This window comes from Streptomyces panaciradicis (assembly GCF_023516615.1).
In the GTDB taxonomy this organism is placed as follows: domain Bacteria; phylum Actinomycetota; class Actinomycetes; order Streptomycetales; family Streptomycetaceae; genus Streptomyces; species Streptomyces panaciradicis.
On the sequence record NZ_JAMGBF010000107.1, the window covers coordinates 1 to 14,771 of the forward strand.

The 14,771-nt window shown below is 69.9% G+C and carries 12 protein-coding genes; 3 read left to right on the top strand and 9 right to left on the bottom strand.

Annotation, left to right across the window (positions count from 1 at the left end; all coding sequences use genetic code 11):
* Positions 1-171 precede the first annotated feature (171 nt).
* Complete coding sequence (locus M8J74_RS30270) at positions 172-1,857, bottom strand: ribonuclease J (protein ID WP_058922598.1); 1,686 nt, start codon at positions 1,855-1,857, stop codon at positions 172-174.
* Positions 1,858-2,002: 145 nt separating this feature from the next.
* Positions 2,003-2,902 (bottom strand): 4-hydroxy-tetrahydrodipicolinate synthase, encoded by a 900-nt coding sequence (dapA, locus tag M8J74_RS30275; RefSeq protein WP_249839493.1) that lies wholly within the window; start codon positions 2,900-2,902, stop codon positions 2,003-2,005.
* 347 nt (positions 2,903-3,249) lie between these two features.
* Between dapA and thyX the strand changes: the two genes are divergently transcribed.
* The 3 genes from thyX to M8J74_RS30290 all read left to right on the top strand — a co-directional run bounded on the left by thyX (position 3,250) and on the right by M8J74_RS30290 (position 5,129).
* Positions 3,250-4,035 (top strand): FAD-dependent thymidylate synthase, encoded by a 786-nt coding sequence (thyX, locus tag M8J74_RS30280; RefSeq protein ID WP_200705311.1) that lies wholly within the window; start codon positions 3,250-3,252, stop codon positions 4,033-4,035.
* 211 nt (positions 4,036-4,246) lie between these two features.
* Complete coding sequence (locus M8J74_RS30285) at positions 4,247-4,483, top strand: hypothetical protein (RefSeq protein ID WP_249839494.1); 237 nt, start codon at positions 4,247-4,249, stop codon at positions 4,481-4,483.
* A gap of 91 nt (positions 4,484-4,574) precedes the next feature.
* On the top strand, positions 4,575-5,129 hold the full coding sequence (locus tag M8J74_RS30290) for an SCO5741 family PH domain-containing membrane protein (protein WP_249839495.1): 555 nt from the start codon (positions 4,575-4,577) through the stop codon (positions 5,127-5,129).
* Between the two features lie 69 nt (positions 5,130-5,198).
* On the opposite strand, the gene M8J74_RS30295 is transcribed toward M8J74_RS30290, so the two are convergent.
* The 7 genes from M8J74_RS30295 to eccD form a co-directional block, all read right to left on the bottom strand.
* A complete protein-coding gene (locus M8J74_RS30295; RefSeq protein ID WP_249839496.1) occupies positions 5,199-5,651 on the bottom strand; it encodes a tetratricopeptide repeat protein in 453 nt (150 codons plus the stop codon).
* Between the two features lie 11 nt (positions 5,652-5,662).
* A complete protein-coding gene (gene dapB, locus M8J74_RS30300; RefSeq protein WP_249839497.1) occupies positions 5,663-6,415 on the bottom strand; it encodes a 4-hydroxy-tetrahydrodipicolinate reductase in 753 nt (250 codons plus the stop codon).
* Positions 6,416-6,452: 37 nt separating this feature from the next.
* Positions 6,453-7,832, bottom strand: coding sequence for a M16 family metallopeptidase (locus tag M8J74_RS30305; RefSeq protein WP_249839498.1), 1,380 nt, complete (start codon positions 7,830-7,832; stop codon positions 6,453-6,455).
* The gene (locus M8J74_RS30310; protein WP_249839499.1) at positions 7,829-10,045 is read right to left on the bottom strand and encodes a polyribonucleotide nucleotidyltransferase; all 2,217 of its coding nucleotides are present in this window, start codon (positions 10,043-10,045) and stop codon (positions 7,829-7,831) included. The genes M8J74_RS30305 and M8J74_RS30310 overlap by 4 nt, the downstream gene beginning before the upstream one ends.
* 326 nt (positions 10,046-10,371) lie before the next feature.
* Positions 10,372-10,659, bottom strand: coding sequence for a 30S ribosomal protein S15 (rpsO, locus tag M8J74_RS30315; protein ID WP_028802543.1), 288 nt, complete (start codon positions 10,657-10,659; stop codon positions 10,372-10,374).
* 176 nt (positions 10,660-10,835) lie between these two features.
* Positions 10,836-12,356 (bottom strand): PQQ-binding-like beta-propeller repeat protein, encoded by a 1,521-nt coding sequence (locus M8J74_RS30320; protein WP_249839500.1) that lies wholly within the window; start codon positions 12,354-12,356, stop codon positions 10,836-10,838.
* A 716-nt stretch (positions 12,357-13,072) separates the two neighbouring features.
* Complete coding sequence (gene eccD / locus M8J74_RS30325; protein WP_249839501.1) at positions 13,073-14,530, bottom strand: type VII secretion integral membrane protein EccD; 1,458 nt, start codon at positions 14,528-14,530, stop codon at positions 13,073-13,075.
* Between the last annotated feature and the right edge of the window lie 241 nt (positions 14,531-14,771).

A 14,771-nucleotide genomic window follows, 5' to 3' on the forward strand; every position in this document is an offset into this window, starting at 1 on the left:
CGGATCCGACTTTATCAGAAGTTCCGAGTCGGTTTCCCCGCCCCTCCGGGTCTGCTCCCGACGCGTGAAGCGTCAGGGCCTTCCCTTGCTGGCGGAGCCGTAAACGTACTGGAGCGGGGCGCCCGGATGCAAATCGAGGCGCCCCGCTCCCAGTTCGGACCCGACGAGGTGTCAGACCTCCACCACGACCGGCAGGATCATCGGCCTGCGGCGATACGTGTCGGAGACCCACTTGCCGAGGGTCCGGCGGATGAGTTGCTGCAGTTGGTGCGGCTCCACGACGCCGTCCTGGGCCGAGCGTTCGAGGACCTCGGCGATCTTCGGGATCACGTCGCTGAACGCGGAGTCCTCGATGCCCGAGCCCCGGGCCTGGATGTGCGGACCGCCCGTGATCTTGCCGGTGGAGGAGTCCACGACGACGAAGACCGAGATGATGCCCTCGTCGCCCAGGATCTTCCGGTCCTTCAGGGCCGGCTCGCCCACGTCGCCGACCGACAGGCCGTCGACGTAGACGTACCCCGCCTGGACCTTGCCCGAGATCTTGGCCTTGCCCTCGACGAGGTCGACGACGACGCCGTCCTCGGCGATGACGATGCGGTCGTGCGGGACGCCGGTGAGAGCGCCCAGCTCGGCGTTGGCCCGCAGGTGGCGCCATTCGCCGTGCACCGGCATCAGGTTCTTCGGGCGGCAGATGTTGTAGAAGTACAGGAGCTCGCCGGCGGACGCGTGGCCCGAGACGTGCACCTTGGCGTTGCCCTTGTGGATGACGTTGGCGCCCCAGCGGGTCAGGCCGTTGATCACGCGGTAGACCGCGTTCTCGTTGCCCGGGATCAGCGAGGAGGCGAGGATCACCGTGTCCCCGTCGACGATCCGGATCTGGTGGTCGCGGTTGGCCATCCTGGACAGCGCCGCCATCGGTTCGCCCTGCGAGCCCGTGCAGACCAGGACCACCTCGTGGTCCGGGAGGTCGTCGAGCGTCTTGACGTCGACCACCAGGCCCGGCGGGACCTTCAGGTAACCGAGGTCGCGGGCGATGCCCATGTTGCGGACCATCGAGCGGCCGACGAAGGCGACCCGGCGGCCGTACTCGTGGGCCGCGTCCAGAATCTGCTGGATGCGGTGGACATGGCTGGCGAAGCTCGCCACGATGATCCGCTTGCGGGCACTCGCGAAGACCTGGCGCAGGACGTTGGAGATGTCCCGCTCGTGCGGGGTGAAGCCCGGGACCTCGGCGTTCGTGGAGTCCGACAGGAGGAGGTCGATGCCCTCCTCGCTCAGGCGGGCGAACGCGTGCAGGTCCGTGAGGCGGTTGTCCAGCGGGAGCTGGTCCATCTTGAAGTCGCCGGTGTGGACGACCATGCCGGCCGGGGTGCGGATGGCGACCGCGAGCGCGTCCGGGATGGAGTGGTTGACCGCGATGAACTCGCAGTCGAAGGGGCCGACGCGTTCGCGGTTCCCCTCCGCCACCTCCAGGGTGTACGGGCGGATGCGGTGCTCCTGGAGCTTGGCCTCGATCAGGGCGAGGGTCAGCTTGGAGCCGATCAGCGGGATGTCCGGCTTCTCCCGCAGGAGGAAGGGGACGCCGCCGATGTGGTCCTCGTGGCCGTGCGTGAGGACGATGCCCTCGATGTCGTCGAGGCGGTCCCTGATGGACGAGAAGTCCGGCAGGATCAGGTCGATTCCGGGCTGCTCCTCCTCGGGGAAGAGCACTCCGCAGTCGACGATCAGCAGGCGGCCGCCGTACTCGAAGACCGTCATGTTTCGGCCGATCTCGCCGAGACCGCCGAGCGGGGTGACCCGTAGGCCGCCCTCGGGAAGCGCCGGGGGCCGGCCGAGTTCAGGATGCGGATGACTCAAAAGACTCTCCTCACCACGCGCGCCACGTACCGATAGGCACGTGGCGCGCATGACGTTCGTGCGTGTAGCAGTTGTCGTTGTGGGGTGCAGGCGCGCGACGGCCCTGCCTGTTCAGTTGTGAAGCCCGGTGGTGCCAAGTCTGGTGTTAGAGCTGTACCCCGCCCGCGGCAAGATCGATCTTGAGCTGCTCGATCTCTTCCGGCGTGCACTCCACCATGGGGGCGCGCAGGGGGCCGGCCGGGAGGCCCTGGAGGGCGAGGGCGGCCTTCGTCGTCATGACGCCCTGGGTGCGGAACATGCCCGTGTAGACCGGGAGCAGCTTCTGGTGGATCTCGGTGGCCTTCTGTACGTCGCCCGAGACGAAGGCGTCCACGAGGGCGCGCAGGTCGGGGGTGACGACGTGGCCGACGACCGAGACGAAGCCGACCGCGCCGACGGACAGCAGCGGGAGGTTCAGCATGTCGTCGCCGGAGTACCAGGCGAGACCGGAGCGCGCGATGGCCCAGCTGGCGCGGCCCAGGTCGCCCTTGGCGTCCTTGTTGGCGACGATGCGCGGGTGCTCGGCGAGCCGGACGAGGGTCTCGGTGTTGATCGGGACCCCGCTGCGGCCCGGGATGTCGTAGAGCATGACCGGCAGCTCGGCGGCGTCGGCGACGGCCGTGAAGTGCCGGTACAGGCCCTCCTGCGGGGGCTTGTTGTAGTACGGGGTGACGACCAGGAGGCCGTGGGCTCCGACGCGCTGGGCCTCGCGGGCGAGTTCGATGCTGTGGTGCGTGTCGTTCGTGCCGACGCCGGCGACCACGTGGGCCCGGTCGCCGACGGCTTCGAGGACCGCCCGTACGAGGTCCGATTTCTCCGCGTCGCTGGTGGTGGGGGACTCGCCCGTGGTGCCGTTGATGATCAGGCCGTCGTTGCCTGCGTCCACCAGATGAGCGGCGAGCCGCTGCGCGCCGTCGAGGTCGAGTGCGCCGTCCGCCGTGAAGGGCGTGACCATGGCGGTGAGGACCCGCCCGAAGGGGGTCTGCGGAGTCGAGGTCGGAGCCATGGGGAACACGCTACTCGGTGCTCAATGCGAGGTCTGCCCTTGGGGTGCGGGATAAGTCAGGACAAATGCGGAGCCCGGTACTGCCTGCTCGGGGGTTCAAGCAGTACCGGGTCCGTTTGATCAGGCTAGATGAACTTCTCCAAAAGCCGCAATACGGACACCTCTGAGCGTGATCCGTACAGATGTCCCAGCCGGATGTCCCGCTCGGAGGGGCGGCCCGCCTGTGTGCCTACGATGAGACCCCATCCCTGAGCGGCCCGGCCGCTGCCCGGCCCGCCGCCAGAAGCGGGGGCGCCAGCATGGGAGGATTACCCCCCCTCTGCCCCGTTGTGAACTGGAGTGATCACATGCACGCGGTCGAACCACAGGTGCATCTCATTGGTCGCCCCGCCCTCGACTACGACGAGATCGCGGCGTACCTCAAGGATGTCGGTGGGGAGAAGTGGCTGGAGCGCATCGACCGCGGTGAGCTGGACGACGCACAGAACCTCGCGGAGTTCGCCGGCCGCATCTGCTACCGCTCCTGGGAGCCCGGACTCAACCCCAACGTGACGCGCATCCGCGCGGACCAGGAGAAGTACCTGCAGAACATCCTGGCCAGCGCCCACGGGTCGGTCCTGGAGCACGTCACCTTCAACTTCATCCTGCACAACGTCAGCCGCGTGGCCACCCATGAACTGGTGCGCCACCGAGCGGGCGTGGCCGTCTCCCAGGAGTCCCTGCGCTTCGTGCGACTGGACGACCTGCCGTTCTGGTTCCCCGAGTGGGCGCAGCAGGACGCCGAGCTGATGTCCCGCGCCAACGGGCTGCTGAAGGAGATGGAGGCCTTCCAGCGCTGGATGGCCGACCACTTCGGGCTGGACGAGGAGGGGGTGCCCTTCTCCGAGAAGAAGGCGAAGACCTCCTTCATGCGACGGTTCGCGCCCGAGGGGCTGGGCACCGGGCTGGTCTGGAGCGCCAACGTGCGCACCCTGCGCCATGTGATCGAGAACCGTACGGCGGCCGGCGCGGAGGAGGAGATCCGCCTCATCTTCGGCAAGGTGGGTGAGCTGATGATGAAGGAGGCTCCGGCGCTCTTCGGCGACTACACCGTCGAGGACGGGGCCTGGGTCCCGGGCTGGCGGAAGGTCTGACCCTTTCCGCCCTCCTCCTTGAGCGGACCCGAGGTGGCCGGGTCGCTCCCCGCGCGGTCGTGGGAGCGACCCGGCCACCTTTTTCACGACATCGTCGGCGAATTTCTGTGAATTCGGGGAAAGCGGGCACCTTTTGGGGCGCTCGGCCGTCTGTGTAGACGACAGTCACCCGTTCGACACCCGCGGCCGTGTCCAGAAGGAGGCGCACCCCATGTTCAGTCGGCGCGAACCCGTCCCGTTCGCCTTCGTCGCCGAGGCCGACAGGTTCCGCAGCAACGTCACTCCCCCGCCCCGTCAACGGGCGTCCGCCGGTCAGATGGCCGGGCGCTGGCTGCTGGGGCTGACCATCGTCGCCGGGCTGGTGGGCTCGCTGGTCCTCGGGATGCCGGCCCTGTCCACGCCCGCCTCCACGCCGGCTCAGCAGTCACAGGCGTCCCAGGGGCACTGACTCCATCCGGACCCCCGAAGGTGGTGAGCGGGGACACAGGCGGATAGCCTCACCGGGCACAGCCCACGCATGGAGCGAGTGAGGACCAGCCGTGCCCCTGCCCTTCCTGACGGCCGACCGTGCTTTCGAGACCGCCGAGGACGTCGCACTGCCCTACGAGGACCGCGACCGCTGGCGGCGCCCGTACCGCCCCGGGCCGTGGCGCGTCGGCGCGGCGGCCCTGTGGCTGCTGCTCGCCTCGTTCGTGCTGTTCGCGGCGGTCCTCATCGCCCTCACGGGGTCGGTGTCCGAGGCCGCGGTGATCCTCGGCGTCGCGCTGGTCGTCATCCTCGGCGCGCTGCGGCTGCTGCGCGTGGGCGTGTGGGTGAGCCCGCGCGGTCTGCGCCACGTCCGCTACTTCGGCACGCGGACGACGCCCTGGGCGCAGATCGCCGCCGTGCGGACGGTGCAGCAGCCGGTGCGCTGGCTGGGGCTGCCGCGCACGGTGCAGGGGCAGGCGCTCATCCTCGTCCGCACGGACCGGCAGGCTCAGGACCTTCCGCTGCTGCTGACCACCCACAACGCCGACTTCCTGGCGCGGCCGGGGTCGTTCGACCGGGCGGCGGACACCATCGAGGCCTGGGCGGCGGAGAACCGGCGGGGCTGAACCCCGGCAGACGTACGCCGAAGGGGCCGGTCCGCACGCTGCGGACCGGCCCCTTCGGCATGGGCGGAGCTAGGGCTCGATGGTTCTGCCGTCGTGCAGCGCGATCGCGCGTTGCATCGCCTTGCGTGCCCGTGGGGTGTCGCGGGCGTCGTGGTAGGCGACGGCGAGGCGGAACCAGCTGCGCCAGTCGTCGGGGGCCGCCTCCGTCTCGGCCTTGCGCTTGGCGAAGACCTCGTCCGCCGAGTCACGGTCGATCCGCCCGCCGGGCGTCCGCCTCAACTCGTCGACGGGCAGGCCGCCTTCGGCGTCGAGTTCGGCGGCGAGGGCGTTGGCCCTGCGGACGAACCGGGTGTTCTTCCACAGGAACCACAGGCCGATCACCGGCAGGATCAGCACCGCGACGCCGAAGGTGACGGTCACGGCCGTGCCGGCCTGGATGAGCATGACGCCGCGGCTGCCGACCAGGACGAAGTAGAAGACCAGGACGGCGGCCGTTATGACGTAGGAGATCTTCGCGCGCATGACGTCGGGGCTCAGTTCAGATCGAGGAAGTGTTCCAGGCCGAAGGTCAGGCCGGGAGTGGTCACCACGCGGCGCACGCCGAGCAGGATGCCGGGCATGAAGCTGCTGTGGTGCAGGGAGTCGTGACGGATCGTCAGCGTCTCGCCCTCGCCGCCGAGCAGGACCTCCTGGTGGGCGAGCAGTCCGCGCAGGCGGATCGAGTGGACGGGGATGCCGTCGACGTCGGCGCCGCGCGCGCCCTCCAGGGCGGTCTGCGTGGCGTCCGGCGCCGGGGCCGTGCCGGCCTGCGCGCGGGCCTCGGCGATGAGCTGGGCGGTGCGGGTGGCGGTGCCCGAGGGAGCGTCGACCTTCTTCGGGTGGTGCAGCTCGACGACCTCGACGGACTCGAAGTACGGCGCGGCGATCTGCGCGAACTTCATGTTGAGCACGGCCCCGATGGAGAAGTTGGGCGCGATGAGGACGCCCGTCTCCGGAGAGGCGGCCAGCCAGGTCTTCAGCTGCGCGAGGCGCTCGTCGGTCCAGCCCGTCGTACCGACCACCGCGTGGATGCCGTGGCCCAGGCAGTACTCGAGGTTAGCCATCACCGAGTCCGGGGTGGTCAGTTCGACGGCGACCTGGGCGCCGGTCTCGGCGAGGGTCTCCAGCTTGTCGCCCCGGCCGAGGGCGGCGACCAGCTCCAGGTCCTCGGCGGCCTCGACGGCCCGAACCGCCTCCGAGCCGATGCGGCCCTTGGCACCGAGGACCGCCACGCGCAGCTTGCTCATCTCTTTCGCTTCCTCACGCAGTTACCGAAGACGGATGTCAGGCCACGGCTTCGTGCAGCCGGGACGCCTGCTTGTCCTTGAGCGGGCCGATGACCGACAGGGACGGCCGCTGTCCCAGGATGTCGCGGGCGACCGAGCGGACGTCGTCCGGGGTCACCGACGCTATCCGGGCGAGCATCTCGTCGACCGACATCTGCTCCCCCCAGCACAGCTCGCTCTTGCCGATGCGGTTCATCAGCGCGCCCGTGTCCTCCAGGCCCAGGACGGTCGAGCCGCGCAGCTGGCCGATGGCCCGGCCGATCTCGTCGTCGGACAGACCGTGCTCGGCGACCTGGTCGAGCTCGTCGCGGCAGATCTTCAGCACGTCGTGGACCTGCGAGGGGCGGCAGCCGGCGTAGACGCCGAACAGGCCGCAGTCGGCGAAGCCCGAGGTGTACGAGTACACGCTGTAGGCCAGGCCGCGCTTCTCGCGGACCTCCTGGAACAGGCGGGAGGACATGCCGCCGCCCAGCGCCGTGTTCAGCACGCCGAGCGCCCAGCGGCGGTCGTCGGTGCGGGCCAGGCCCGGCATGCCCAGGACCACGTGCGCCTGCTCGGTCTTGCGGCCGAGCAGTTCGACGCGGCCCGCGGTGCGCAGGGCACGCCGCCCGTCGCGCGGGGCGATGGGCGCGGCCTCCGCGTTCTTGAAGGCGCCTGCCTTCTCGAAGGCGGCCCGGACCTGTCGTACGACCTTGTTGTGGTCGATGTTGCCGGCGGCCGCGACCACGAGGTGGGTCGGGTCGTAGTGCTTCTTGTAGAAGCGGCGGATGCGGTCGGCGGTGAGGGCGTTGACGGTGTCGACCGTGCCGAGGACCGGGCGGCCGAGGGGGTTGTCGCCGAACATCGTGTGCGCGAACAGGTCGTGCACGCAGTCGCCCGGGTCGTCCTCGGTCATGGCGATCTCTTCGAGGATCGCGCCGCGCTCGACGTTGACGTCCTCCTCGCGGATCAGGGAGCCGGTCAGCATGTCGCAGACGACGTCTATGGCGAGCGGCAGGTCGGCGTCGAGCACACGCGCGTAGTAGCACGTGTACTCCTTCGCCGTGAACGCGTTCATCTCGCCGCCGACCGCGTCGAGGGCGGCGGAGATGTCCAGGGCCGACCGGCGCTGCGTCCCCTTGAAGAGGAGGTGCTCCAGGTAGTGGGTGGCGCCGTTCAGGGACGGCGTCTCGTCGCGGGAGCCCACGTGCGCCCAGATGCCGAAGGTCGCGGAACGGACCGAGGGCAGGGTCTCGGTGACGATGCGCAGGCCGCCCGGGAGGGTGGTCTTGCGGACCGTGCCGATGCCGTTCTCGCCCTTGATCAGGGTTTGGGTACGGGCGACGGCCCGCGCCTCCGAAGAGGTGCGGGCCGTCGCCGTGGCGCTGCTCGACGTCACTTGTCGGTGTCGTCCTTCGTCTCTGCGTCCTCTTCGCCCTCGATCACGGGGACGAGCGAGAGCTTGCCGCGGGAGTCGATCTCGGCGATCTCGACCTGGACCTTGGCGCCCACGCCGAGCACGTCCTCGACGTTCTCGACGCGCTTGCCGCCGGCCAGCTTGCGGATCTGCGAGATGTGCAGCAGACCGTCCTTGCCGGGCAGCAGCGAGACGAACGCGCCGAACGTCGTCGTCTTCACGACCGTGCCCAGGTAGCGCTCGCCGACCTCCGGCATGGTCGGGTTGGCGATCGAGTTGATCGTCGCGCGGGCCGCCTCGGCCTGCGAGCCGACCTGGGCACCGATGTAGATCGTGCCGTCGTCCTCGATCGTGATCTCGGCGCCGGTGTCCTCCTGGATCTGGTTGATCATCTTGCCCTTGGGGCCGATGACCTCACCAATCTTGTCCACGGGGATCTTCACGGTGATGATCCGCGGGGCGTTGGGGGACATCTCGTCCGGCGTGTCGATCGCTTCCATCATCACGTCGAGGATGTGGAGGCGGGCGTCACGGGCCTGCTTCAGGGCCGCGGCCAGGACGGAGGCCGGGATGCCGTCCAGCTTGGTGTCGAGCTGGAGGGCGGTCACGAACTCCTTGGTGCCGGCGACCTTGAAGTCCATGTCGCCGAAGGCGTCCTCCGCACCGAGGATGTCGGTGAGGGTGACGTAGTGCGTCTCGCCCTCGATCTCCTGGGAGATCAGGCCCATGGCGATACCGGCGACGGGGGCCTTCAGCGGCACACCGGCGTTCAGCAGCGACATGGTGGAGGCGCAGACCGAGCCCATGGACGTCGAGCCGTTGGAGCTCAGCGCCTCGGAGACCTGGCGGATCGCGTAGGGGAACTCCTCGCGCGTCGGCAGGACCGGGACGAGGGCGCGCTCGGCGAGGGCGCCGTGGCCGATCTCGCGGCGCTTCGGGGAGCCGACGCGGCCGGTCTCGCCGGTGGAGTACGGCGGGAAGTTGTAGTTGTGCATGTAGCGCTTGCGGGTCACCGGGGAGAGGGTGTCCAGCTGCTGCTCCATGCGGAGCATGTTCAGGGTGGTGACGCCCAGGATCTGGGTCTCACCACGCTCGAACACCGCGGAGCCGTGCACGCGCGGGATGGCCTCGACCTCGGCGGCCAGGGTGCGGATGTCGGTGACACCGCGGCCGTCGATGCGCTTCTTCTCCTTGATGACGCGCTCACGGACCAGGGTCTTGGTCAGCGAGCGGTACGCGGCGGAGATCTCCTTCTCGCGGCCCTCGAACTCCGGCAGGAGCTTCTCGGCGGCGAGCGCCTTGACGCGGTCCAGCTCGGCCTCGCGCTCCTGCTTGCCGGCGATGGTCAGCGCGGAGGCGAGCTCCGGCTTGACGGCGGCGGTGAGGGCCTCGAGGACGTCGTCCTGGTAGTCCAGGAAGACCGGGAACTCGCCGGTCGGCTTGGCGGCCTTGGCGGCGAGGTCGGCCTGGGCCTTGCAGAGCACCTTGATGAAGGGCTTCGCGGCCTCGAGACCGGCGGCGACGACCTCCTCGGTGGGGGCCTCGGCACCGCCCTTGACCAGCTGGATGGTCTTCTCGGTGGCCTCGGCCTCGACCATCATGATCGCGACGTCGCCGTCCTCCAGGGTGCGGCCCGCGACGACCATGTCGAAGACGGCGTCCTCGAGCTCGGTGTGCGTCGGGAAGGCCACCCACTGGCCGTTGATCAGCGCGACGCGGACGCCGCCGATCGGGCCGGAGAAGGGCAGACCGGCCAGCTGCGTGGACGCGGAGGCGGCGTTGATCGCCACGACGTCGTACAGGTGGTCGGGGTTGAGGGCCATGATCGTGCAGACGACCTGGATCTCGTTGCGCAGGCCCTTCTTGAAGGACGGGCGCAGCGGGCGGTCGATCAGACGGCAGGTGAGGATGGCGTCCTCGGAGGGACGGCCCTCACGGCGGAAGAAGCTGCCGGGGATCTTGCCGGCGGCGTACATCCGCTCCTCGACGTCCACCGTGAGGGGGAAGAAGTCGAGCTGGTCCTTGGGATTCTTGGAGGCGGTGGTGGCCGACAGCACCATGGTGTCGTCGTCCAGGTAGGCCACGGCGGAGCCGGCGGCCTGCTTGGCCAGGCGGCCCGTCTCGAAGCGGATGGTGCGGGTGCCGAAGGAACCGTTGTCGATGACGGCTTCGGCGTAGTGGGTCTCGTTCTCCACTAGCGTTTTCTCCGTTACTTTTCGTCTTTTGTCCCGTCCGCCCGTGTGGCGGGGGGACGTGAGCGGAGAAGCGCTCCTTCTGGTGCGGGCCGGTCTTCGATCGAAGCACCCGGGGTTCGCATCGCCCGGGGGCCACTACCGAGGACCGGCGGCGGCGAGGTGCACTTCTCCTCGTGCATACCGCGTGTGCGGCATTGCGCTGTGCTACCACACTACAAAGCGGGTGTGACACTGCGCACGTTTCCGTACGCACGGCAAAGGTTTCCGTACGTACGGCAAAGGGAGCGATCCCCGATCGTTTCGGGAACCGCTCCCCTCATGGCGTACTACTTGGCGCCCGCCGCACCGCGACGGATGCCGAGGCGGTCGACCAGCGTACGGAAACGCTGGATGTCCTTCTTGGCCAGGTACTGCAGCAGGCGACGGCGCTGACCGACCAGGATGAGCAGACCACGACGGGAGTGGTGGTCGTGCTTGTGGGTCTTGAGGTGCTCGGTCAGGTCCGAGATGCGGCGCGAGAGCATGGCGACCTGGACCTCGGGGGAGCCGGTGTCGCCCTCCTTCTGGCCGAACTCGCTGATGATCTGCTTCTTCGTAGCGGCGTCGAGCGACACTCGTACTCCTCGTGATCTGTGGTTGCCGCCGAGTGCCCCTGGTCTGCTTCTCAGGGGAGCTTCCGTGACTCGGGAGGCGGGATCCGCTGAGCGCAGTCTCCGGACGAACCGGGGACGCGTACACAAACGGCCGTCACACAGCGTACCAGGCGGCCGGGGCCGTTCCCGCCGGGGTCCTAGCGCACCGCCAGGCTCTCGACGCCGAGGACGAGGTAGACCCATCGTGGCTGCCCCTTGGCGGGTCCGTCGACCTTCTTGACACCGAAGAAGATACGGCCGTCCTGGACGACGATGTCGTTGTACTCCGTGGTCGTCATGAAGTCGGCCTCCTGGGGGAGGTCGAAGTAGAGGTACGGGGTCTCCGCACCGGTCTTCGGGTTCAGGGCGACCAGTCCCGTGGGCATGACGTGCTGGTCGGTCACGCGCACGGCGAGGAGCCGGTCGCCGCTCATCCGTACGGGGTACAGCAGCGAGCCGGGGCCGGAGTCGAACTTCCTGGTGGTCTTCCCGGTCGCCAGGTCGAAGCCGATGATCCAGTTGGAGTTGATCAGCTCACCCGAGTCCTTGCTGCGCAGGAAGACTTGGCCGGCGCCGACGGCAATGGTCGGGCAGTCCTCGGTCGACAGGTAGTCGTCGTACGAGCACTCGCCCACGTAGGTGCCGTTCTGCAGGCGGATCACCGCCCGCGTGCTGCCGTGGCCGTCGAGGGAGAGCATCTCGGAGATGCCGATCTCGCCGGCCTGGACGGCGAGGACGGGCGGTTCGGCGGAGGGGATGTTCAGGTCGCGGACGCCCTTGGCGGCGGAGTACGTCCACAGGGTCGCGCCGGTCTTCGGGTCGACCTTGCGCGCCTTGTAGGTGGTGGCGTCCGTGGAGTCGGCGGGCGCCTTGTCGTTCCAGCACTGCTCGCGCACCAGCAGCGCGCCTCCGCCGGCGGCGCCCATGTCCTGGCAGGCGCCGTTCGCGGTCGTCCCCCACGCGCGCGTGCCGTCCTTCATGCGGTACGCGTCCGTGCCGCCGCCCCACGTCACGACGACCGTGCCGTGCACGAGGGTCACGCTCGGGGTGTCCTGCTCGTCGCCTCCGGTCGCGATGCCGTGGCCGTCCCCGAGCTGGGAGACGGGGAAGTCGGCGTCCCAGATCTCCCGGCCGTCGTCGAGGTCGAAGAAGGCCACGTGGTTGCAGTAGGCGTTGCCGCGGTCGTTGGCCCGGAAGAGGACGGCCGTGCGGTTGTCGCCGGTGACGCGGCGGGTGTAGCCGCAGATCGGGCCGTCGAGGGGCAGCTTCCACTTCTCGTCGCCGGGAGAGGCGTCGTCGCCGATGCGCAGGCCGAGGACGGTCTTGTTGATGCCCTTGGCGAGGATCTTGTCGGTGGCCCACATGCCGGGCAGCTCGTAGTGCTCACCGGGGCTCATGTCGTCCACGGAGAAGCGGAAGGCCATCTTTCCGGTGGGGTTCGCGGGCTTCTTCTCGACGGTCTCCCGGACGTCGAGGGAGCCCTGCGCGGTGGCCGGGGTGCCCGAGGCCTTCGTACCGCCCCTGCCGGAGCCCCACAGGAACCAGCCGCCCGTGCCGAGGGCAGCGACCAGGACAAGCGCGAGCAGGGCCAGGGGCCACCTGGGGCGGCGCTCGGGAGCGGGGGGCTGCGCGGGGGGCGCGGGGGGCGTGTACATCGATGGCGGCGGGCCGAAGCTCACGCGGGGGGTCCCTTTCGTACGGCGGCCTTGTGGTGGCGGAGCGTTTCTGCGACGGGGGCGGGCTTGGGTGGAGGTGCGGTTCCGAGGAGGGGGCGGATGCCGGTGGAGGCGGGGCTCCGACCGGGGTGCGGCCTCCGACGGGGGTGCGGCCTCCGGGGGGTACGGACTCTGGTGGAGGCGCGGACTCCGGTGGAGGCGCGGGCTGGGGCAGGGTGCGGATTTCAACGGGGCACGGACTCTGGCGGGGGCGCGGCTGCCGACGGGGGTGCGGATTGCGGTGGAGCCGCAGCTTCCGAAGGAGGCGCGGGCTCGGGCAGGGTGCGGAGTTCGACGGGGCACGGACTCTGGCGGGAGCGCGGCTTCCGACGGGGATGCGGATTGCGGTGGCGCCGCAGCTTCCGAAGGAGGCGCGGGCTCGGGCAGGGTGCGGATTTCGACGGGGCACGGACTCTGGCGGGAGCGCGGCTTCCGACGGGGATGCGGATTGCGGTGGCGCCGCGGCTCCACCGGGGCACGGACTCGAGTGGAGACGCGCTTCCGAAGGGGGCGCGGGCTCCAAAGGAGAGGCGCGCGCGGGCTCCAGGAGAGGCGCGGCTTTCGACGCGGTGCGGGCTCCGGTGGCGGCGCGCATTTCGGCGGAGGTGCGGATTCCGGTCCGGTGGGCATGGCAACGCCCCACGCTCCGGGTGCGGAGTGTGGGGCGGTACGGCCGTCGGCTAGACGCCGCCGCGGACCTTGCCGTAGACGTCGAGGACGGCCAGGCAGACCGGCACCAGCGACAGCAGGACCAGCGAGTCCGCGAGGTCGAGCATGCGGCCCCAGAAGGGGGACAGGCCCTTCTGCGGGACGATCAGGGCGATCGCGATGAGCAGCAGCACACCGACCGCGACCGAGGCGCCGAGCCACAGGGTCCGTACGTTGACCGGGCCCGAGTTGCCCTGGAGCAGGTCCATGATGACGCCGGCCGGCGGCGAGATGGCTAGGCCGAGGACCAGCAGGGCGAGCGTGACGACGCCGGCCACGAAGAGGCAGGTGACCTGGGCGGTGTAGCGGAACAGACGGGCCCGCAGCATCGCGGCGAGGCCGGTGCACAGGGCGAGCAGCTGGGCCCAGCCGCTGTCGCTGAAGCCGAGCACCGCGCCGCCCGCGCCGACGACGACCGCGGCGCAGCCGCCCACCAGGCCGAGCAGCAGCTCGTGGCCGCGGCTGGTCTGGGCGACGATGCGCTGGACGTCGACGGCCTCCAGGTCGCCCTCGCGGCCCTCGCGGCGCGCGCGGGCCAGGTCCTCGGGGTTGCGGAAGCCGATCGGCAGTTTGGCGAACCGGGCCGACCAGCCGGGCAGGAAGCCGACGACGGCCAGGGCGACGACGGCGGTGCCGGCGGCGATCTCGCGCGGCGCGGCGTCGGTGAGCACCCCGGCGAACACGGCGAGCGTGCCGATCGCGGAGGCCAGCGCGGCGGCCACGAACGGGGCGTCGCCCTGCGGCAGCAGCATGATCAGCACGACGGAGAACAGCAGGACGGCGACGCAGCCGACGAGGAACTGGATCCGGCCCGGCCCCTCGTGCGCGTCCTGCGCGATGACACCGGAGCCCGCGATGAGCGCGTGCGGCAGCGCCGAGATGCCGAGCGCGACGGCCGAGCCCCGGTCGTCGTACACCCGCGCGCGTACACCGGCCATGGCGGTCAGGGCGAGCGCGGTGACGCCGGCGAGGATGCCCTGCAGGCCGTGCATGTCGTGCCGGACCGGGTCGGCGAACCAGAAGACGAAGCCGAGCATGACGAGCAGCAGCGATCCGGCGACCAGGCCGGCGATCCGCATCAGGTTGTCGTTCCAGCTGCGGGTGTCCTGCTTGACCGCGGCGGCGATGGCGTCGACCACGTCGTCATGCACGGCCGGCGGCAGCGAGTCGGCGAACGTGCGCAGCAGCAGCACCTCGCCGTCGCGGACGCGGTGCTCCAGCAACGAACGGCTCGCGTCGAGCACCTGGCCCTCGCGCGTCACCAGGTGGTAGCCGGCGAGACTCGTGTCCGACTGGACCAGACCGGCGAGCCGGATGATCTCAGGGAAGAGGTCCTGGATCGGAAGGTCCTCGGGCAGCGCCACATCGACCCGACTGTCCGGCGCTGCGATGGTGATTCGGCAGAAACCTGTCGAAGTCCCCGTGCTCACCTGGTGATCCCCCTGCTAGACAACTTCTCGACGACTGCCAGACGCGACGGCTGGACGACTGCCGAGGTCGCGTCCTCGCGTCGCTCGTACGACGCGGAGCGCCACCCTATCCGTTGTCGCACCCACGACAGGCCGGCCTCCCCCATTCCTCCCAGGACCTGCGCCGCATCTCCATCCGCCTGGCTCCCTCGCCCACCTCGGCCATCAGTAGGATCGTCGCCTACGCGAACGACGCCTACGC